This is a genomic window from Terriglobales bacterium (genome assembly GCA_035487355.1).
In the GTDB taxonomy this organism is placed as follows: domain Bacteria; phylum Acidobacteriota; class Terriglobia; order Terriglobales; family Acidobacteriaceae; genus QIAW01.
Genome location: DATHMF010000020.1, coordinates 39,457 through 60,404 on the forward strand (window position 1 = coordinate 39,457; position 20,948 = coordinate 60,404).

A 20,948-nucleotide genomic window follows, 5' to 3' on the forward strand; every position below is an offset into this window, starting at 1 on the left:
ATGGGAAGTATTCAGTTTGTAGCGCGTGCCTGATGCCTGGGCAGATTATCAGCGCATGACACAGCTGGTGAGGGTTGTGCCACCACGCCCTAAATCCTTTTCCTTTCGACGATTTCTGGGTCTGTCCCAACCACCTTCATACTGTCATGTTGAGCGGAGCGCCAAGAGAAAATCTGTAGCCCTCGAGGCGGATGGGCGCGGAGTCGAAACACCCCGAGCATGCTTCCGTCGGAAATGTTGATTCAGGGAATTCTCCCATGAGCGTCCCGGAACCTGCCTCTCATCTCATCTCCATGATGCGGAACAAACCTACAATCGTTGCTCAGCCAACGTGTTTTGGCAAACGCTGCATGGGAGAGAATTCCCTGAAGCAGTGTGGATTGGGGAGAATTCTTCGGGATGTTTCGACTTCGCGCTTAAGATTCTGCGAGATGCCAGGGGATCGTGGCGCTCCGCTCAACATGACAGAGGGGAGGAACATGGCTCGTGGACGCTCTACAGAAACGCTGTTCCCTTGAGGCTTGCCGCGTTAGGCCACACAAGAATGCGGATATTTATTCGACGGTCACCGACTTTGCCAGATTGCGTGGTTGATCTACGTCGCATCCGCGGCGCACGGCAATGTGATAGGCCAAAAGCTGCAGGGGCACAACATCGAGGATGGGCAGAAGCAGCTCCGGCGCCTGGGGCACATAAATGACATGATCGGCCGATTCGCGGATCTCTTCGTCGCCATCGTTGGCCACGGTGATCACCCGGCCGGAGCGCGCTTTAACTTCCTTCATATTGGAAATGGTTTTTTCATAGCGCACCATCGAGCCCGGATCTTTCAAGTCTCGCGTGGCAATAATCACGACCGGCAGGTTTTCATCAATCAAGGCGTTGGGGCCGTGCTTCATCTCTCCGGCAGGAAAGCCCTCAGCGTGAATGTAAGAGATTTCCTTGAGCTTGAGTGCGCCTTCCAGAGCAATAGGATAGTGCACGCCCCGGCCAAGGAAGAGAAAATCCTGTGCGCGGTAGTATTGCTTGGCCAGGTCTTCTAAGTCCTCGTCACGGGTCAATAACGATTCCAGTTTGCCCGGGATGAGGGTCAGTTCCTTGATGTAGTCCTTCGCCTCGGTTGGAGAAAGCGCGCCACGAACCTCAGCGAGATAGAGCGCGAACAGCAACAGCGCGGTGAGTTGTGCCGTGAAGGCCTTGGTAGAGGCCACGCCGATCTCCGGCCCGGCGTGCGTATAGATCGTACCCGAGGCCTCGCGGGCAATCATGGAGCCCACCACATTGCAGATGGCCAGCGTCTTTGAGCCTTTGGCCTTGGCCTCGCGCTGGGCGGCGATGGTGTCTGCTGTTTCGCCGGACTGCGTAATCAGCAGCGTCACCGCTTTCTGCGAGGTGATGGGGTCGCGGTAACGGTATTCGCTGGCGTAATCCACCTCAACCGGCATGCGCGCCAGGCGTTCGATCATGAATTTGCCGATCAATCCGGCGTGCATGCTGGTGCCGCAGGCGGCAATATTGATTTTGTCGGCGGCGCGTAACTCGGCCTCGGTAATTTCCATCTCTTCCAAAAAGATCTTGCCGCTTTCGAGCGAGACCCTTCCCATGGCAGTTTCGCGCACGGCGCGCGGCTGCTCATAGATTTCTTTGAGCATGAAGTGCCGGAAGCCGCCCTTTTCCGCCATGATCGGGTCCCAGGTGATGTGCTGCACCTGGCGTTCGATGGGCCGTCCGTCAAAATCAGAGAGCTTCACGCCTGAAGGAGTAATCACCGCCAGGTCGCCATCGGCGAGAAAGAACAGATCGCGGGTGTGATAGAGGATGGCGGGAACATCAGAGGCGACAAAATATTCGTTTTTCCCCAGTCCGATGACCGCCGGCGGGCCATTGCGCGCGGCCACAATTTTATTGGGCTCCTCTGTGGCGATTACAGCGATTGCGAAAACCCCGCTGAGTTCCTTGACGGTTTTGCGCACGGCTTCTTCCAGGGAGTTATGCGTGCCATTGTTCTTGCTAAAAAAATACTTTTCGATCAGGTGGGCGATAACTTCGGTGTCAGTTTCGGTGACGAACTTGTGCCCCTCTTCGACCAGCTTCTTTTTGAGCGAGAGATAGTTCTCGACGATGCCGTTGTGCACCACGACAACGTGGCCACTACAGTCGCGATGAGGATGGGCGTTCTCTTCGGTCGGGCGTCCGTGCGTTGCCCAGCGGGTATGGCCGATGCCATAGGTGCCATCCAGCGGCTTCAACCGAATGGCCTCTTCCAGGTTGCGCAGCTTGCCTTCGGCGCGGCGGATCTGCAGGCCATCGCCGTTGCCGGCCACAGCGATGCCGGCGGAGTCGTAGCCGCGATATTCCAGCCGCCTCAGCCCGTCAATAATGACGGGGACAACCCGCTTGTTACCTACATATCCGACGATGCCACACATTTTTGACTTTAACCCTTATCTACCCCGGTCAACTGGAACTTAAAGAACCCTTAAATCCTATTAAATGCGAAAATAAGACCGCCTCAGTAATTTACTGTAATCTGTAATCCTGATTTTATCCGCATTCGTTAGCAGAAACTAATCTTCGATGGAATAACGGTATTCTTCGATCACGGGATTGGTCAGCACTTCGCGCGCCATGCGCTCCACTTCAGCCTGGGCCTGCTGCTTGTTCAGGCCGCCATCCAGGGTAATTTCAAAATATTTGCCTTGCCGCAAATCGGCGACCCCCCGGTAGCCGAGCTTGTTCAGCGCGCCGTGAATGGTTTTTCCCTGCGGATCAAGGACGGTCTTTTTCAGCGAGACGTAGACATAAGCTTTCATCGCGATAATGAAATTATACCCTCAGAGCGCAAACAGGCTGGGATTCTTGAGCACAAGGTCCCTAAAAGGATTTAATTTGGGCCCTACGAAGATAGATCTTTGCCGTTTTTTGACAGAGCAGTTCTTCTCTAAAGAAAAAACTGGACAGGAGCACCCTGTCCAGTTCTATTTTCGGAAAGCCTCTTATTCGTTCTCGCGGATATATTTCAAAGTTGCCCGTACTACTTGTTCGAGTGCGGTATAGACCCCCGGCATTGGTTTAGTGCTTTCGCGCGATTCTTCCGTAGAGTCCAGAAGCGGCGGGTTATTGTTAGCTTTGTTCAGCTTGTAGGCCAACATGACGTCATAGGTGCTGGGTTTCCCCGAGCCTACACCAAAGAAGCCTCCAATTTTTGCGCCGGCAGAGGTGCCTTTGATGCTGGCAATATCCACATAAAGAATGTAATCGCAATCTTTAGATTTGGCATCGGCGATCAGCTCGGCTGGCGTATTGCCATCTACTGGAACGGGATCGAGTTGGGCGTTTTTGAGCTGCAGGATGAGGTAATCGCGCATTTGACCCAGTTTTTGCGAGCTGTCATTTTTGATAAGCGGTACTCCGACGCGAGTTATGCCCGGCTTCTTACGTGAAATCTTCGTGGGCACTGTTGGGGCGCTCTTCCCTTCTCCTGACTGCATCTGGCCCAACATCTGCCCCGCGGAGATTCCCATGAGGTCGCTGTAATTCCTGGCTTCGGTATAACCTTCGGGGATTTCAAAGAGATCGGGGTCAAGGGTTGCCTTGGAAAGTTCTGTTACTTCAACCGAGGTGGTAAAGCTATTTTTGCCGGTATTGTAGGTTGTGATCAGTTTGAGGGGATACCCTGCATTGGCAAATCCGCTGTTGTGAAAGCGGTATGTATCCTGGCATCCGGCGCGTTCGCCGCCTCCGCCCATGGTCATGTTGTGCACGTGTGTGCGGCACACCAGTGTGGGTGAGAGATCGGCATACCATCCGTCGTTTTCGAGTTTGAAATCTCCTTTGGCACAGGCGTCAGGGCTGGCATCCATGCTCATGCTGCTGGTGACATGGCGGGCGGTATAGCCAAACATCTTCTTGCGCTCCCCGGTATCGCTCGAGGAGAGATTCATGGTTACGACTCCGCCATGACGCGATTCGCCCTGATCTTTGTTCTTGCCTTTGGTTTTGCCTTTAGCCGGTTGGCTCTCGCTGGTTTGTGCCGGAGGAGTGCTTGCCGCCTCGGAGCCCGCTTCGGTTTCTAAAGGACTAATGATGTAGGTCTTGTTCGCGGGGTTGAGCTGGATGTAGCGGTTCTTATCGCACTGCAGGATGCTGATGATGTTGACATTCATGCCCATCATCGCGCCCATCTCCGTGCGTTCGCGCGGGCCTTTAATATAAACCGTGTCTTCGCTGGCATGGCCCATGGTTTCACGCTTGGTCTTGATCTTGACATCGGCGGAAAGAGGCATCGCCATCCATGCCGCCAGCGCACATACGATCAGTCGTTGAAAAATGCTCTTTGCCATACGTCTCCTCGTCAATGCTTGCAGGATGATCTTGCTCATGCCACAACGGTTTTTGCCGGAAAACGATTTCTCAGGGCGGTTACGAAGATAGTGTCCGCCTTGCGGGAAAACGTTTCAAGCGGAGAGAAGCCGCGCTTCCACGCCAGGTAAAACGTCACCGCCAAAGCTGCGATCGTGATCACGAAATTGGGCCACGCATTCAATGCCCACTGACCGTGCCAGCTCCACTGCCAGGCCTGCGAAAAAGGCGCAAGATACGGGATGGGCCACTGCTCACCATCCGGTCCCCGGGCTCCCACCAGGTCGCAAAGCAAGTGCAGATGAAAACTCAGGAAGACCAGCAGAGCGGCCTTCAGTTTTACGCCCTGGCTTGCAATCAGGTATCCGGCTGCAGTCACCACCAGCGCAAAGCCGAGATTGTGTCCCAGCGTGTGATGGTATTCGCTAAACCAATGCAAGGGATGGGCCGAGTTGCGGGTCAACCATTCCGGCACAATTCCGAGCCCATCCAGATCGGGAGCCACACCGGCCAGCGTCACCAGCGCGCGTTCTTTGCGTTCGAGCTTCGCCGAATTGGCTACCATCCAGCTAACCAGAAAATGCGTAACTGGACTCAAATCCGTCTCCCAGTCCTAATCAATCTACGTATTCCGCGGTCGCTCAGATTTCCACCAATACGTCATCGCCATCTACCTTAATGGGATACACCGCAACCTTGGCAGCGGGATTGTGCGATGCCGCGCCGGTCTTGAGATCGTATTCCCAGCCATGCCAGGGACAGATGACCTTTCCGCCGTCTATCATGCCCTGTCCTAACGGGCCGCCCCGATGGAGGCAGACGTTATCCATCGCCGACAAAGTCCCATCAACATTGGCGACGCAAATCATCTTGTCGCCGCAAGGGAATTCGCGGGCCTCCCCGGCAGGCGGCAAATCACTCTTGGCAGCTATTTTGACAAAATTGCCCATAAGTCCTCATAAACATAGGGGTTGAGATAAACTTCGTGGGGAGATTGTATCCTGCAAAGCGGCTTTTGGCGTCTTCTATAATGTAGGGAGCCTGAGTCATGCCAGAAGTCAACCAGCCCAACGCGAAGCCTCGTCCCGGCGTGCTGATCGCGCTGATCATTGGCGTAGCCGTGCTCTTCACCATGGTTTTATGGCAGGTGTCGTTCAGGGTAGGCTTCGATCCCCGCACCACGAATCAGACTCTGATTCTTGTTGCTCTTTCGGCTCTTATCTTTCTGTTATTCGTTGCTCTGACTTTTGTTTTGTTGCGTAACCTGCTGAAGCTGTATGCCGAGCGGCGCGTCGGCGTGCTGGGATCCAAGTTCCGCAGCCGCATGGTGGTAGGCGCGCTGATTCTTTCTGTCATCCCTGTTTTTGTTTTGTTCCTCTTCGCCTACGGACTGATGAACCGTTCGATTGAGCGCTGGTTCTCGCGGCCGGTCGAGGATTTGCTGGAAGATTCAAGCCAGGTTACGGGACTGCTCTCGCATTACGCCATCGAAAATGCCAATGTGGAAGCGGAAGCCATTGCTGACATACCGGAGACCCAGCGCTCCTTTAATTCTTCAACGCTGGTGGATGAGTTCCGCGCACGTCAAAAAACCCTGCAAGGTGGCTTTGCCCTGGCCCTCTCCAACGATTCTCTGGTCGCGGGTTACAACCTTCCGGAGGGCTGGGGGGATTTGCGTAAGAAAATTCCCCTTGCCAGCCCGACCGGACCGCAGAACGCTGCGCCTTTCAACTTGAATGGACGCGACTACATCATGGGCGTAGCACATGTGAGAAACAATTCAAACAATCTGATCCTGGTGGCCATCCCTCTGCCGCCCGGATTCCGGCAGACCATAAACCATATTGAAGTGGCTGATAACACCTACCGTGAACTGAGCAAGCAGTCGAAAATACTCCGCAGCACCTACACCGGGCTGCTGCTGCTGATCACCATGATCGTGCTCTTTTCTGCCACCTGGCTGGCGCTGTTTTTATCGAAGCTGGTGACGCGCCCGGTGGCAGCGCTGGCCACAGCTACACAAGAGATTTCCCGCGGGCATCTCGACTACCGGGTTGAAATTCCCGCCATGGATGAACTCGGAGAACTGGTGGCATCGTTCAACGGCATGGCCGCCGAACTGGAAACTTCGCGGCACGCCATTGAAGCTTCCAGCAGCCAGCTCACCAGCGCCAACGTTGAGTTGGAGCAGCGCCGCCGCGATATTGAGACCATTCTGGAAACTATCCCTACAGGCGTGTTGACGCTTGACGCCTCCGGCTGCATCACACGCGCCAATCACGCTCTCACCCGAATGCTGACTGCAGTCATCACAGCCGGCGGCATGCCCAGCTTCCCTCTGGGAGCTGGGCTCGGCAGCCTCTTCCATGAAGATGTCGTTGCCGACCTCGAAACCATGATGCGAAAAGCCGACCGCATGGGATCTGTAACCAGCCAGATGGAAATCCAAGTCCAAGCCTCGCGCACCAGCCTGGATGTAGCCGTCACGGTTGCCGCCTTGCAACATGGCCCACAAAAACTGGGCTACGTGATTGTGTTTGAAGACCTCTCCGATCTGCTGAAGGCGCAGAAGCAGGCTGCCTGGCGCGAGGTGGCGCGCCGCGTGGCCCACGAGATCAAGAATCCTTTGACCCCGATTGCGCTTTCCGCTGAGCGTATCCGCCGGCACCTGGAGCGCGGTAGCCCACCTGATGAAGCCTCGCTGCAGGTCATTGGCACCTGCTCCGCCACGATTGCGGAAGCGGTGGAAACCGTGCGCACGCTGGTGGACGAGTTTTCCGCCATGGCGCGCTTCCCTACCTCGCAGCCGCAGCCTTCCGACATCAACACGATCATTCAAAGTGCGCTCTCCATGTTTAACGGCAGGCTGGAAGGAATCCAGGTGAACACAGACCTGGCACCCGACCTGCCGCCGGTGATGGCCGATCCCAACGCGATGAAGCGCGTGATTGCCAATATCGTGGACAACGCCGCCGACGCCGTGCAGGATTCCCTCGTGCGCGAGGTACATATCTCGACCTCGCTCGTCCAAACCGGAGAGATGGTTGAAATTGTGATTGCCGATACCGGCCACGGCGTAAGCCGGGAGGTGAAGGAAAAATTGTTCCTGCCATATTTCTCCACCAAGAGACGCGGCACTGGACTTGGACTGGCGATCGTAGGACGCATCATGGAAGACCATCACGGCTCGGTGCGGGTGGAAGAAAATTCTCCGCTGGGAGCGCGCTTCATCGTGGAGCTGCCGGTGGCGAATGGCGCACCATCCGGCGCCACCGGGAGGATTGAGCTGCCCGATCATGCATAGCATTCTGATCGTTGACGACGAAAAAGATATCCGCTCATCGCTGAAAGGCGCGCTCGAGGATGAGGGCTACAAGGCCTTAGTCGCGGAGAGCGGCGAGGCCTGCCTGGAGATGATGGAGAAGCACGCCTTCGAGGTTGTGCTGCTCGATGTGTGGCTGCCCGAGATGGATGGCCTCGAGACCCTGCAGAAAGTTCGCACCGTGGATGATCCGCCCGAGGTCATCATGATCTCAGGCCACGGCACGATTGAAACCGCGGTGCGCGCCACCAAGCTGGGCGCATACGACTTCCTGGAAAAGCCGCTGTCGCTCGAAAAAACCCTGATCCTGATCAAGAACGCCATTGACGCCAAACGGCTGCGCGGCGAAAACCGCGACATGAAAAAGCAACTGCAGCCCAAGAGCGAAATCGTAGGGCAAAGCATTCCCATGAAAGCGCTGCGGCAGCAGATTGGCCTGATGGCCCCCACCAACGGACGCGTGCTCATCTATGGCGAATCGGGTACAGGCAAGGAGCTGGTGGCGCTGGCCATCCACGCGCAAAGCCAGCGCAAAGACGCTATGTTCGTCGAGGTCAACTGCGCCGCCATTCCCGAAGACCTGATCGAGAGCGAACTCTTCGGCCACCGCAAGGGCTCCTTCGCCGGCGCACTGGAAGACAAGCAGGGCAAATTCCACAAGGCGGATGGCGGCACTCTCTTTCTGGACGAAGTCGGCGACATGAGCCTGAAGACTCAGGCCAAAGTTCTGCGCACGCTCGATGAACAACGTTTTACCCGCGTAGGGGAAGACGACGCGATTACTGTTGATGCCCGCGTGATTGCCGCCACCAATAAAAACCTGGAAGAAGAAATTTCCAGGGGCAACTTCCGTGAAGACCTTTTTTACCGCCTGAACGTCATTCCTTTTTATGTTCCGCCGCTGCGCGAGCGCCAGGAAGATATCCCGCTGCTGGCGCGCCACTTTTTACGGGAAATTTCCGCCACCTACAGCCGGCGCTCCAAAGATATTACCGACGACGCCGTAGAAGCCCTCATGCGCTACTCCTGGCCGGGCAACGTGCGCGAGCTGCGCAACGTGATCGAGCGCATGATCATTATGAATCCTACCGCGGTAAAAATTGACCGCAAGCACCTGCCACCGCTGGTCTATCGCGACGGCCGACCGAAATCCGCAGCCAAGGAATTTTCGAGTCTCCATCAGGCACGCGCCGCCTATGAGCGCGATTACATCCTGAAGAAACTCGATGAAAACCACGGCAACATCAGCCGTACGGCAGAGGTCCTGGGCCTGGAGCGCAGCCATCTTTATCGCAAGATGAAAGCGCTGGGGATTGCAGTAAAAGAATGAACGTCTGAAGTACGAGACGGGCGAAGACCCAGGCCCTCGCCCGTAAATGATTACGGCTCCAACCTTATAGACGATCCTGATTCGTTTTCGATGGAGAAGTAAACCTCGTGGACCACGATCGCTGCCGGGCTGCTGAAGCTGACATTGTCAAAAATCGAAACCCCAGGCTGGCTGCCAGGATTGAAGAAGCCCGGCGTGCAACCGGAGTTCACAGTTCCGAGGTGGAGTTTATCATTCGTTTGCACGGTACAGGTTATTGAATTGGCGGTTGCCAGGTACTGAATAATGCCTTCTTCGGTGGCAATCTGAGAGCCCCCATCGGTCGCCCGAACCATATAGCGTATGCGTCCGCCCGCAGTGTGGGTCCCAGTAAGGTGGATGGACATCAGGGAAGTAAAACCTGGAGCTGACAGCGTCAATCCTTTGGCCCTGCTGACGATAATGATTCGGTCGGTCAGAAGGTTATCGCTTGTACCCGAAAGATCATTCTGTCCAGCGGTCTGAAAACGCACATTGCCGCTGGCCCCCAACCCGGTGCCGTTCCCGGCGCTAAGCACGACGTCTCCGCCTCTTAGATTCGTGCTTCCAAGGGCAGCAGTGCCGGCTTGCACCGTCAGAATGTTGCCTGCACCCGTCGTCGTTCGTTCCATCGCGATGGTTCGTGCAGCATCTCCTCCCAAGCTCAGATCGAAGCTGGGTGTGAATGTGCCGACGCCCATTTTGTTGCTTGCATCTACGTCGATTCCACTGAAGACCGACCCATTCGCTAACGTGAGGTTCCCGGGATTGGCGATGGTCAAGTTTCCTGTAATCGTCTGGTCAGCGAGAAAGTTGTTGCTGGCGTTGGTCCTGGCCACCGTGCCGTCCACCGCCAGGCCCACAGTTCCGCTTACACCGCCGCCGGTGAGACCATCCCCCGCGGTCACACCAGTGATTGTGCCAATTCCAGGAAAAGTCTGCCCGCCGGCAAAGCTAATAACACCTGTGCCACCGTTGATAGACATGCCGCTAATCACCACATTGCCGCCCACCACAGAGATAGGTGAATTCATCAGGGTAAAAGTGGGTGAGATCACCGGCACATGGTTGGGCGTGGCGCTGGAGCGGAAGATGATTTGATAAAGCACCGGCCCATCCGGCTGCTTCGCGTTGGGTGATGTGCGCTTCCAGACCAAATCTTTTGACGGACGTAATCCGGCAACCATGAAGGGTTTGGTAGCCTGTGCAATTAAGAGTGAAGAAAAGACAGGAACCAGGATAAACACAACAACGCCTAATTTTCGAAAGTCCACAGAATTTAAGGTCCTCACTTGGGTATTTTTGGGGAGATGGCGAATTATACTCGTAAATCTAGCGGCGAGTGTAATTATTCGATGAATTACAAGCTGAGCAGAAGAGATCATTACTTGCTTTAATTTCAAACTGGTTATTGCCGTAGCCGGTGTGGGACCAAGTTCTCAAAATTAGCGAAATCGTGTGGCACAGCCGTCCCCGGCTGTGTCCCTTGTCGTCAATGAATAGTAGACCCAGACGCCGTGAAAACGCTCGAGTACTACTCCCCCACCCCCATTGCTCAGAGTTGATAAGTCACTACGCTTCAATGACATACGGAGAGGGCGGAGTAGTTCAAAAACAGCTCCAAGTTGAGCCGTTTTCGCGGCCTTCGGCTCCGCTCAGGGCAGGCTAAGACCGAGCCGCGAGGCGAAATCCTGAGCGCAGTCGAAGGATCACTGATCAAAGGGCTGAGGATGCTAACAATCAGGCGGTGAACGACCACTGCCGTGGGCTGATTGACGGACCGAAGATTGATAGATTAAGACCAAACACAGGTCCGGTGGGAACGGTTGTAACCATAACGGGCCGCAACTTTGGCACACCACCACAGGGCACCACGGTCGCCGGTACGGTCGTGTTTAATGGGAATGCGCAAGCAACTCCCACAAGTTGGGCCGATAACCAGATAGTAGTAACCGTGCCAGCGGGCGCGACCACCGGTGATGTAGTCTTGAATGTAGCTGAGAAAACGGACAATAAGCGCTTTACCATACGATAGAAACAGTCCAGGAGTAATGTAATGAATAAAATACTAAGCATAGTGATGCTGATTGGGTTGCTTTCGTTAGGTTGTGTTTGGGCACAGCAAAGTGGGACTGTCGACGATAAGGACATCAAGGTGGTCTCGTTTGAGAAAATGAAATATCCCGTGATGAGCTCGGCGCGCATACATGGCCTCGTTGTAGTGCAGGTGAGGCTTGATGATGAGGGCAAAGTCGTAGACGCTACGGCGATATCAGGGAATGAGGTCCTGGTGCCCGATACTCTTGCTAATGTAAAGAAATGGTGCTTCTCTCGCAAATGCGCAAAAGACCGCCGTGGTTGTGTATAACTTCACGCTGGAAGGGGGATGCTACCAACCAGATACGTTTACCCTGGAAGGGCGCAACCTTGCCGTCGTCGTGGCCCACGGCTTTATGATAAATAAATGAAGCTGTATCAGACTACACATACATACACCTCAGATCTAATAGTGATATCACCCTGGTATCAAAACCTTGCTTCCTTGGAAACTGCAGGCCATCATTGTGCTAGACGTGTGTTTACGTATGCATTCAAGAATGCGGGGCTTTGGCCCTTGAAGTTCTTTGAAAACTCATTTGCGATATGGGATTCTAGCCCCGAGGAACTGAGGACTAGCCCAGCAAGTCCCCACCCCGACCTCGACTTTCCCCGCCAAATACGCGGCGATTAGCGTTGTTTTTAGGGCTCCACCCATTTGCAGCAAGTACCCCATCGCCCAAGACTTGAGCGGCCAAAGTGATCGCGCCTCACCTGAGAACTGAGAACCGAGAACTGCTGCAGCAAGTCCCCCGCTTCAGCTCGATTTTCGCCAGCAATGACGCGGGTCAGAGGCGATTTTTGGGCTTCAAATCACTTGCGTGCAAGTGGGGTGGGGGCATCTCCCAAAATACCTTTCAGGCCGGCTTCAGGCCAGGGCTTTACTTTATTCGAGCGCCTGTATGATTCTATACACTGTCTGCTTGGAGCAAGAAAGCGCATGTTGCTATCTGAGGTGTCGAAGATCGGCGGACTCGATGTCATTCGAGACGCGCCCTTTCAGACACTTGGTTTTCTCTCAAACCCTGAGCCCGGGATGCTGGTGTTTGTAGAAGACGAACGTTGCCTGGCCCTGCTGGAGCGCACCCCGGAGGCTGTGTGTGTGATCACGACAGCAGAGTTGGCGCATCGTGCGGTCCGTTGTGCCGGATGCGCAACCAGCGCATCGCCTCGACGTTCTTTTCATCTGGTCCACTCCCACCTGGCAAACTGCGGGTTCTATTGGAGCGATTTTAAGAGCGCGATCCACCCCAGCGCCCGTATTCATCCGCGCGCCTACATCGCAGAGAAGAACGTACGGATTGGCCCTGGGACGCAGATTGGCCCCAACGCGAGCATCATGGAGCGCTCGCTGCTGGGCGCCGACGTCGTGATCGGCCCGGGCGTTGTGATCGGCTCGGTGGGGTTTCAATCTGGCCGCTTCGACGGGAGGCTTGAAGAGATGGTCCACGCGGGGGGCATCACGATAGCCGACCGCGCACACATACTGGCCAACGCCGTGGTAGCCTCGGCGCTGTTCGGCCAACCCACGCAGATTGGCGCAGATGTGCGGATTGGAAACTGCGCCTTCGTCTCGCACAACGTTCGCATCGGCAAAGCGTCGTATATTGGCCACGGCGCGGTGGTGAACGGGAGCGTAAGCGTGGGCGAGGAGGTTTGGGTCGGTCCGGGAGCCAGTCTTGTACATGGCACGCGAATCGGCGATCACGCGCATATCGCCATCGGCAGTGTTGTCATCGGTAATGTAGAACCCGGACAAAAAGTGGCAGGCAACTTCGCAATCGAGCAGACAGCCTTGCTTAAACACCTGGCCTCGATTCGCTAGTCGAGACTATCGCCGACGGAGATTCCCAATCGTTGCGCCATCCCGATGCGCTGCATCTTGCCCGTCGGTCCTTTGGGGATCTCATCGAGGATCAGAATCCGGCGCGGTATTTTGAACTTGGCCAGCCGGTCAGAAGCGAACCTTTTCAGTTCACGCTCGGTGACCTGCTGCCCTTCGCGGGGAACCACGGCGGCATAGACCCGTTCCCCCAACAGGGCAGAATCTACGCCGAAGGCCAGGGCAGTGGCTACGGAAGGATGGTCCGTAAGTACCTGGTCAATTTCTGCCGGAGAGATCTTCTCCCCGCCACAGTTAATGATCTCTTTCAAGCGGCCGGTCAACGTGAGGTATCCCCTGGCATCCATGAAGCCCTGATCACCGGTGCGCAGCCAACCGTTGCAGAAAGCCGCCTGGTTCGCCTCAGCGGGGGCCCAATAACCCGAGGTCACGGACTCTCCGCGGATTGCCACCTCGCCGCGCACGCCGGCGGGCTGCACAGTGCCGGCTTCATCGAGAATGATGGTCTCTGGTCCTGTGGCGGCGCCGACGCTGCCGGGCTCGCGCACCGCGGGAGGAAGAGGATTGGACGTAATCTGGTGGGCTGCCTCGGTCATGCCATAGGCCTCGATGGCCGGGCAGTCGAAGCGCGCCTCAAGCTCTTTCCCGGTGCGCACCGGCAAAGCGGCGGAGCTGGAGCGGACAAAACGCAAACCTGGCTCCCCGGACCGCGATCGCTCGCCCAGGCGCCACAGAATGGCCTGATGCATTGTCGGCACCGCCGTGTACCAGGTGGGGTTCGCCTCGTGAAGCCACCAGGAAAACCGGTAAGCGTTAAATCCTGATGTGCACCAGATCGACGCCCCAGCCGCAATGCTGGAGAGCAGCGCGCCAATAAGCCCATGCACATGGAATAGCGGCATGATGTTGAGACAGCGGTCGTCAGGCGTGAGGCGCAGCGTCTTGCCGATGTTCCGGGCGGAGACGCAAAGATTACTGTGGGTTAGCGGAATGAGTTTTGGGCGGGAGGTTGTGCCCGAACTGTGAAGCAAGAGTGCAACATCGTCGCCCTCTGCCATCCCGGGGAGCGCCGTTGGTCCGCCCGGTCCTGAACTCTCTAATTCGAAGACTCCGGTGACTGCACCCGCCGGACGTTTGAGTGTCAGAATGGGAATATTGAGATCAAGGGCAGCTTTGGCCGCGGCTGGGCAGAATCCCGGCTCGGTCAGCAGCGCGTTGGCCTGCAAGTCAGAGAGAAAGAAGCGGAATTCTGCTGCAGAATACGCGGGATTCAGAGGAGCACAAGTCGCGGCGCTCGAAATACTCAGAAATGCAACTGCCAATTCCGGGCCATTGGGCAACACTACTGCAATGCGATCTTTGCGCCCGATATGATGGCGATTGAGGAAACTTACCGTCTTGCTGACCTGCGCGGCCAACGCACCGAAGGTCAGTACCGAACTCTCTCGCGAAAAGATGGATCCAGAACCGGCGGGAGCAGCCGTGATGAAATCCAGTATGATCATGTATTCTTAATGATGGACGACACTACCAAGAGCGCCCATCATCTCACATTTTTTGCATATCCGAGAGAACGCGCTGCTTCATGCTGAGGTTGGGATTTGAGCGTTCGTTCGTCAGATGCAAAATTGCCAGACTCAGGCCCATTGCGCATTCTATTTACCCTGCCCACCCTGGAGGGCCCGGCCGGGGGCTCGTTGTATGTGCGCGACTTTGCACTGGAGTTACTGAAACAAGGACACCTCCCGGTTGTCTTTGCAACATGTCTGGGCGCACTGGCTGAAACCATGCGCAACCTGACTATCCCGGTCATTGACCGGCTCGACAAGTTGACGGCCACTCCTGACCTGATCCACGGCAATGGCCCTATTGAAACCGTGGCAGCGCTCCTGCATTTTCCCGAGACTCCTGCCATTTTCTCCTGCCACGGATGGAACAGTTCCGATGCAATCCCGCCCAAAATGCCGCACATTGTCTATTACATCGCTGTGGATGAAACCTGCCGTGACCGATTGGTATGTCACGAAGGAATTCCTGAAGAAAAAGTCCGCGTGCACTTCAACCCGGTAGATCTGCGCCGCTTTCTTCCCCGCTCGCCGCTTCCCGCACGTCCACAACGGGCGTTGGTCTTCAGCAACAGTGCCACAGAATTCAATTATGTCCCGGCCATACGCCAGGCATGCGCCGGGCTGGGAATCACGTTAGACGTCGTCGGCGAGCAAGCCAATCGCGTATCGGCCGAACCGGAAAAAATCCTCAGCGGTTATGACCTCGTATTTGCAAAGGCGCGCTGCGCGCTGGAAGCGCTCGCTATCGGAAATGCCGTGATTGTCTGCGATGTAACCGGACTCGCATCTCTGGTAACAACCAGCAATCTCGATAGTCTCCGCAATAAAAACTTCGGCTGGCGGGCCCAGCAGAATCCGATCACTCCGGAATCCATCGCCAGAGAGATCACCAAATATGACGCCGAGGACGCAGCTCGTGTTTCAGAATGGGTGCGGGCCAGAGCATCTCTCGGCCAGGCCACGGAGTCTTTGGTTGCCATCTATCGGGAAGCTATCCGGGATTTTCGTGCTGTGCTTCCGCCGTCATGGGAGCGTGAGCGTAAAGCCACAGCCGACTTCTTGCAGGACATCGCGCCTTTTTCCAATACCTTCTACCTGCCAGAACAGCTCCGGTCCGCCAGGCGTGAAGCCCTCTTCATGCGCCAAACGGTCGAGTGCCTGGCGCCGTTGATGAAAATGGACCGGCTTGAACCTGAGGAACGCCAGCAAATCAAGCTACTCCACCTGGCGGCTCCTCCCACAGTTTTTGCGGGAGAGGTTTTCAAGGCAATTTTGGAATTGCAGAATACCTCTTCGCGCCTGCTGGCAAGTTTCCCCCCGCATCCTGTACATCTTTCATATCACTGGTTGAATGCTGACCGGTCGGAGCTACCTCACACTGAGGGATTGCGGACACATCTTTCTCCCCCACTGCCTCCCAAGGGTGAGTATCGGTATGCTGTAACCGTCCGGGCACCCGAAGAGCCGGGATGTTACTTCCTTCGGGTTACTCTGGTGCAGGAGCAGGTAGCCTGGTTCGATGACGCAGAGCGCGGTGGCTTTTTGGATACAGACGTCACGGTGAACTGAGTTGCCCGCCCCTTACGGCTCCCGCTCTTTCGTCGTCAAATCCTCCAACTGCCTGCGCCAGTCCAACCCCTCAACAAACTCGCGCGAGTCGCGCCAGCCGGAGCGGACTTTGACGAACAGTTCCAGGAAGACCTTGGTTCCCAATCTTTTCTCTATCTCGAAGCGTGCGGCGCTGCCGATTTTCTTCAGCATCAGTCCGCCCTTGCCGATCATGATGCCCTTCTGTCCTTCACGCTCGCAGAAAATGGTGGCGGCAATGCGGGTAACGTTGGGTTTTTCTTCAAACTGTTCAATCACCACCGTGCTGGCGTAGGGGACCTCTTCACCGGTGAGCTGCAAAATCTTTTCCCGGATCAGCTCGGCGACCAGGAAGCGTTCGGGTTGGTCGGTGATCTGGTCTTTAGGAAAATAGCGCGGGCCTTCGGGCAGAGCGTTCACTACTTTTTCAAGCAGCACATCGAGCCCTTCTTTCTTAAGCGCGGAGATGGGAATGACCTCGCGGAAGTTGTGCAACCCCGAATAGCTGGCGATGATGGGCAGCAGCTTGCTTTTTTCCAGCCGGTCAATTTTGTTGAGCAGCAAAAATGTATCTACGCCGGCCTTCTTGATCATCTCCAGGGCAAACTGGTCGCCGGTGCCGAATTTTTCGGTGACATCCACCAGCAGCAGGAACAGGTCGCAGCCTTCGAGCCCGGCGCGGACTTCCTGCATCATCTTGCGATTGAGCGAAGTGTCGGGTTTGTGAATGCCGGGCGTATCGATGAAGACGATCTGTCCGGCGGGGCTTGCTTGTTGTTTTGCCTGCCCTTTTATTCCCTGCGCTTTCTTTGCCTCCACGTTCACAATGCCCAAGATGCGGTTGCGCGTGGTTTGCGGCTTGTGGGTGACGATGGCGACCTTTTCGCCCACCAGCGCGTTCAACAGGGTTGACTTGCCCGCGTTGGGGCGGCCGAGGATGCAGACGAAACCGGAGCGAAGTCCCATGCGTCTCAGGCCCTCAACTGTTCGGGCTGGTGGGTGGGATGCGTGCTGATGCGCAAGCGCTCGATGCGCCGGTCGGTGGATTGCAGAATTTCAAAGCGCAGACCATCTTGATCTACGACCTCGCCCTGGTTGGGGATGCGTCCCAAAGCTTCGCTGACCAGGCCGGCAACTGTAGTCGCCTCGTGGCCCTCGGGACGCACATCGAACAGCTCGGTGAGGCGGTCAACATCCATGTTTCCGGGCACCACGTAAGAAGTTTCGCTTTCGCGCACAATGTCGCTCTTTTCTTCATGCTCATTACGGATTTCACCGACAATCTCTTCCAGCAGGTCCTTGATTGTCACCACGCCGGCGACGCCGCCGTATTCATCTACTACGATGGCCATATGAATTTTTCCGCCCTGCATCTCACGCAGCAACGTCGTGACCTGCTGCGATTCCGGGACAAAGTACGCCGGCTTCATCAGTTCACCCACACGGCGGGTGCGGGCTTCGGTATCGGCAACCTGGATCACATCATGCGAGAAGACAATGCCTTTTATGTTATCAATGGTGCCTTCGTACACTGGGAAACGCGAATAGGGCTTGCCTCGCAAAAGTTCGATGAGCTGCTCCACGGTGGCATCCACGGGAACGGCGGTGATCTCCGGGCGCGGAGTCATGACATCGCGCACAGTCTTGTCGCCGAACTCGACGACGGATTGAATCAGCGCACGGTCGCCTTCCTGCAGAATGCCCTCTTCCTGCCCGGCTTCAATGAGCGCTTCCACAGCTTCGGAGGGACGTTCCGGCTCTTCGGACGCCTGCTCGCGGGAGAGCGATGCCACAGACTCCCCGAATCCCAGTGGGATGGTGATGACCAAGGCCAGATAAACGAGTAAACGCAAAATCCACGTCGAGCGGACCAGCCACTGACCCTTAGTCCGCGTGAACAGGATGAAGGGCAGCAGACGGTTGAAGATCACGATAATCAACAACAGCCCAATGCCTGCGGTCAGCATTTCACGCGGATGCGAATCGGTATCGTGCAACACGGCGTAGGCCGAGACAATCCCCAGCGCAGCGGTGGTCAGTTGCGTCAGAACTGAAACCGACGTCGAAACCCGCTCCCGGGCCATTCCCAGTTTGGGCTCAACTTGCTGTTCGTAGACGTCAATGTTCTCCTGAAATTCACGAGAGAGAAATTTGCCCATCTCGGCGTACATGCGCTCCACGTAGGAGGTGAGCAGCAGGATGCCGACCAGCACAGCAATCGTAATGGGAATTCCAATGCCTATCATGATTGCCTTGTGCGCGCCGTCGTGACACGACGCGAAATGCGATGGGCTGAATTCTTTGTGCTTCCGCTCCGCCGGATCAAACCTGCGGTGAGGCCCAACTTTTGCCGCAAGCGTTCTTCTTTGCGCGCCATCTCTCCGCCGTCGGTCTCGTGATCGTAGCCTGCAAGATGCAACATGCCGTGCAACATCAGCACCTTCAGTTCCTGAGCGAGAGAGTGTCCCAGGGCCTGCGCCTGTTGCGCGGCAATTTCAGCGGAGATAGCGATATCGCCGGCGTATCCTCCGGCCAAGGCAGGAGGAAATGAAAGCACGTCGGTAGCTTTATCTTTTTTCCGGAATTGCCGGTTGAGCGTGCGCAAGGCCCGATTGGAAGTGATCAGGATGTGAACATCACCCTGCAATCCGGCCGCGCGCCGGGCAAGGCGAGCAAACTGCTCCAGCGCCCGGAGGGACACACCCTGGAGGCTTCCGCTCGGTTTTGCGCCGTTCAGTTTTGGGATGTTCATTTTGGGGACGTTCATTTTGAGATCTAGCACGATCAAAGCCTGCTCCTAATAGACTCAGCTCGTAAATAAGAAGTGGGAGGGCATGATGCCCTCCCACCACAATTCCCACCGAATTTAGTTTTCGAGGCGGCGCTCCTCCGTGGTCGGAGTTTCAGCCGGTTGCGACTCGAGAGAAAGTGATAACTGGTTTTGCGCGGTGCGGACCTTGTGGTCCTCGTAGGCGCGCACGATGCGTTGCACCAGGTGATGGCGTACGACGTCGCTCTCATCGAAGTGTATAAAGGAAATGCCGTTCACGCTTTTGAGCACATCCATGACCTCAAGCAAGCCGCTGCGCCGGGTGTTGGGTAAATCAATTTGCGTGATGTCGCCGGTGATGACGCACTTGGAGTTGAATCCCATGCGCGTAACAAACATCTTCATCTGCTCGGAGGTGGTGTTCTGCGCCTCATCGAGGATGATGAAAGAATCGTTGAGCGTGCGGCCACGCATGAAGGCAATTGGCGCAATCTCAATGACGTTCTTTTCCAAATGGCGGTCAACCTTCTCGGCATCGAGCAAATCGTAGAGCGCGTCGTAGAGCGGACGCAAATAAGGATCAACCTTTTCCTGCAACGTCCCCGGCAAAAAGCCCAGGCGCTCGCCGGCTTCCACAGCCGGACGCGCCAGGATGATGCGGTTCACCTGCTTGGCCACCAGGGCAGAGACCGCCATGGCCACCGCAAGGTAGGTCTTCCCCGTGCCCGCCGGACCAATGCCGAAGACCATGTCATTGTTCTCAATGGCCTCGATGTAACGCTTCTGGTTGACGCTCTTGGGCTGCACACTGCGCTTGCCAACGGCCCGTTGCTTGCCCGCTTCGGCGAGCGCACGCAGGCTGGCGTTCGGATCAGAGATCACGATACGCAGCATGGAACCCAGATCGCCGTTGTAAAACGTAAATCCGTTGCGCTGCAGGTGAGCGTAATCGGCAAACACCTGCTCGGCCCGCGATACATCACCGGGAGCACCTTCAATTTCTATAGAATCGGATTTCAGGTCAATGGAAACGTTCAGGCCTTGTTCGAGCAAGTGCAGATTTTCGTCGCGCGTGCCAAAAAGGGTCTCAATCTTCGGGCTTAGTGCTATGTTTTTCTTCATCTATTCTGTTCTGAGGACCTCCAGGCGTCGCTGACCGGCACAAACACTACAGCCAGCGCGCAAACACACAATTTCTTTTGAAGATTGGGAACGCCGAAAAGTGACCGCTGTGGTTGCAATGCTCGCCACAATGTGGAAGCACACATTCAAGTAAAGCGTACTCCGGTACCAAGTTGGAGTCAATAACAGAAATTACCGGTAGGGCCATTTTGCGCAGCGCTCATTCGTCTAAGTACTTCCTCTGTCAATTAGATGTAGCCTATGCGCGCGAGGCTTAGGTTTTCACAAAAATTTAATTTAGGGTGTCCCGCCAGGCTGCTCACCCGCCGACCTGGCGCAATACTGGAATCATCGAGAGCGAAGCGCGGTCTCGGCCGTCAACCAGCACACGTGCGCCGGGCCGGTCAAAAATGTAACTGGTTCTTGTCACGGGCCCGATCATAGCCAAGCGCGTCCTGCCTACATACTCAAACAGAGCGGCCGTGGGCCGCGCGGCCGCCTTTCGGGATTCTACCGGCAAGACCTGACTTCTGGCCTTTCCACAACAACTCATTGGATCTCCTCCTGTTCGTCTTTCGTGGGCGCTGGCCCCTCGAAGTACTGTGGCACCGGCCTGTGGAAACGCTCTATCAAGATGGCAGCTCCCGACAAGGCAGGCCACAAAAAAAGTCTTTCGCGCCAACTGCTCGCGAGTAACCAGGCAAATGGCGCCGCAATCCACACGCTGAGGCAGTAGAAGCAGTCGAGCATTGCACCTAAAATGCCGGAACCGGCCAGGCGGCGCAGCCGAACGAATATTTCTGCTGGCCCATCCTCGGCATTCAGCAGATGTGTAATGCGCCAAACACCGAAAGCTCCGAGAATAAACCAGTAGAAAGTATTCATTTGGATTCGATGCCGTCGCTCCCCGCACCGCACTTTGGGCTGGT

19 protein-coding genes are annotated in these 20,948 nt (G+C 56.0%); 6 read left to right on the forward strand and 13 right to left on the reverse strand.

Translation table 11 applies throughout. The annotated features are described in order from the left end of the window. Positions 1-554: 554 nt before the first annotated feature. From glmS to VK738_03630, 5 genes are all read right to left on the reverse strand, one after another. Positions 555-2,429, reverse strand: a complete 1,875-nt coding sequence (glmS, locus tag VK738_03610; protein ID HTD21712.1) for a glutamine--fructose-6-phosphate transaminase (isomerizing) — start codon at positions 2,427-2,429, stop codon at positions 555-557. 138 nt (positions 2,430-2,567) lie between these two features. Next, a complete protein-coding gene (purS, locus tag VK738_03615) occupies positions 2,568-2,813 on the reverse strand; it encodes a phosphoribosylformylglycinamidine synthase subunit PurS (protein ID HTD21713.1) in 246 nt (81 codons plus the stop codon). A gap of 183 nt (positions 2,814-2,996) precedes the next feature. Next, on the reverse strand, positions 2,997-4,343 hold the full coding sequence (locus VK738_03620) for a hypothetical protein (protein HTD21714.1): 1,347 nt from the start codon (positions 4,341-4,343) through the stop codon (positions 2,997-2,999). 35 nt (positions 4,344-4,378) lie between these two features. After that, the gene (locus VK738_03625; protein HTD21715.1) at positions 4,379-4,960 is read right to left on the reverse strand and encodes a metal-dependent hydrolase; all 582 of its coding nucleotides are present in this window, start codon (positions 4,958-4,960) and stop codon (positions 4,379-4,381) included. Between the two features lie 43 nt (positions 4,961-5,003). Continuing rightward, positions 5,004-5,312, reverse strand: coding sequence for a Rieske (2Fe-2S) protein (locus tag VK738_03630; GenBank protein ID HTD21716.1), 309 nt, complete (start codon positions 5,310-5,312; stop codon positions 5,004-5,006). 98 nt (positions 5,313-5,410) lie between these two features. On the opposite strand from VK738_03630, the gene VK738_03635 reads away from it, so the two are divergent. Beyond that, positions 5,411-7,666: an ATP-binding protein gene (locus VK738_03635; protein ID HTD21717.1), complete on the forward strand. Its 2,256-nt coding sequence runs from the start codon at positions 5,411-5,413 to the stop codon at positions 7,664-7,666. Next, positions 7,659-9,014 (forward strand): sigma-54 dependent transcriptional regulator, encoded by a 1,356-nt coding sequence (locus tag VK738_03640; protein ID HTD21718.1) that lies wholly within the window; start codon positions 7,659-7,661, stop codon positions 9,012-9,014. Before VK738_03635 ends, VK738_03640 begins: the two co-directional genes overlap by 8 nt. Before the next feature lie 50 nt (positions 9,015-9,064). On the opposite strand, the gene VK738_03645 is transcribed toward VK738_03640, so the two are convergent. After that, positions 9,065-10,306: a hypothetical protein gene (locus VK738_03645; GenBank protein ID HTD21719.1), complete on the reverse strand. Its 1,242-nt coding sequence runs from the start codon at positions 10,304-10,306 to the stop codon at positions 9,065-9,067. 473 nt (positions 10,307-10,779) lie between these two features. Here VK738_03645 and VK738_03650 point away from each other — a divergent pair, with 473 nt between their 5' ends. From VK738_03650 to VK738_03660, 3 genes are all read left to right on the forward strand, one after another. Next, positions 10,780-11,067, forward strand: coding sequence for an IPT/TIG domain-containing protein (locus VK738_03650; protein ID HTD21720.1), 288 nt, complete (start codon positions 10,780-10,782; stop codon positions 11,065-11,067). Positions 11,068-11,088: 21 nt separating this feature from the next. Next, the gene (locus tag VK738_03655) at positions 11,089-11,400 is read left to right on the forward strand and encodes a hypothetical protein (GenBank protein ID HTD21721.1); all 312 of its coding nucleotides are present in this window, start codon (positions 11,089-11,091) and stop codon (positions 11,398-11,400) included. Positions 11,401-12,069: 669 nt separating this feature from the next. Then, positions 12,070-12,954, forward strand: a complete 885-nt coding sequence (locus tag VK738_03660) for a DapH/DapD/GlmU-related protein (GenBank protein ID HTD21722.1) — start codon at positions 12,070-12,072, stop codon at positions 12,952-12,954. On the opposite strand, the gene VK738_03665 is transcribed toward VK738_03660, so the two are convergent. Next, positions 12,951-14,477: an acyl--CoA ligase gene (locus VK738_03665; protein ID HTD21723.1), complete on the reverse strand. Its 1,527-nt coding sequence runs from the start codon at positions 14,475-14,477 to the stop codon at positions 12,951-12,953. The two genes, VK738_03660 and VK738_03665, sit on opposite strands and share 4 nt — an antisense overlap. A 123-nt stretch (positions 14,478-14,600) precedes the next feature. On the opposite strand from VK738_03665, the gene VK738_03670 reads away from it, so the two are divergent. Then, positions 14,601-16,109, forward strand: coding sequence for a glycosyltransferase (locus VK738_03670; GenBank protein HTD21724.1), 1,509 nt, complete (start codon positions 14,601-14,603; stop codon positions 16,107-16,109). Positions 16,110-16,121: 12 nt separating this feature from the next. Here VK738_03670 and era read toward each other — a convergent pair whose 3' ends face one another. From era to VK738_03700, 6 genes are all read right to left on the reverse strand, one after another. Beyond that, positions 16,122-17,093, reverse strand: coding sequence for a GTPase Era (era, locus tag VK738_03675; protein HTD21725.1), 972 nt, complete (start codon positions 17,091-17,093; stop codon positions 16,122-16,124). A 5-nt stretch (positions 17,094-17,098) separates the two neighbouring features. Beyond that, a complete protein-coding gene (locus VK738_03680; protein HTD21726.1) occupies positions 17,099-18,373 on the reverse strand; it encodes a hemolysin family protein in 1,275 nt (424 codons plus the stop codon). Then, positions 18,370-18,879, reverse strand: a complete 510-nt coding sequence (ybeY, locus tag VK738_03685; GenBank protein HTD21727.1) for an rRNA maturation RNase YbeY — start codon at positions 18,877-18,879, stop codon at positions 18,370-18,372. The genes VK738_03680 and ybeY overlap by 4 nt, the downstream gene beginning before the upstream one ends. Positions 18,880-18,993: 114 nt before the next feature. Further along, complete coding sequence (locus VK738_03690; protein HTD21728.1) at positions 18,994-20,019, reverse strand: PhoH family protein; 1,026 nt, start codon at positions 20,017-20,019, stop codon at positions 18,994-18,996. Between the two features lie 319 nt (positions 20,020-20,338). Beyond that, complete coding sequence (locus tag VK738_03695) at positions 20,339-20,572, reverse strand: hypothetical protein (GenBank protein HTD21729.1); 234 nt, start codon at positions 20,570-20,572, stop codon at positions 20,339-20,341. Beyond that, positions 20,569-20,904, reverse strand: coding sequence for a hypothetical protein (locus VK738_03700; GenBank protein HTD21730.1), 336 nt, complete (start codon positions 20,902-20,904; stop codon positions 20,569-20,571). Before VK738_03700 ends, VK738_03695 begins: the two co-directional genes overlap by 4 nt. Positions 20,905-20,948 lie beyond the last annotated feature (44 nt).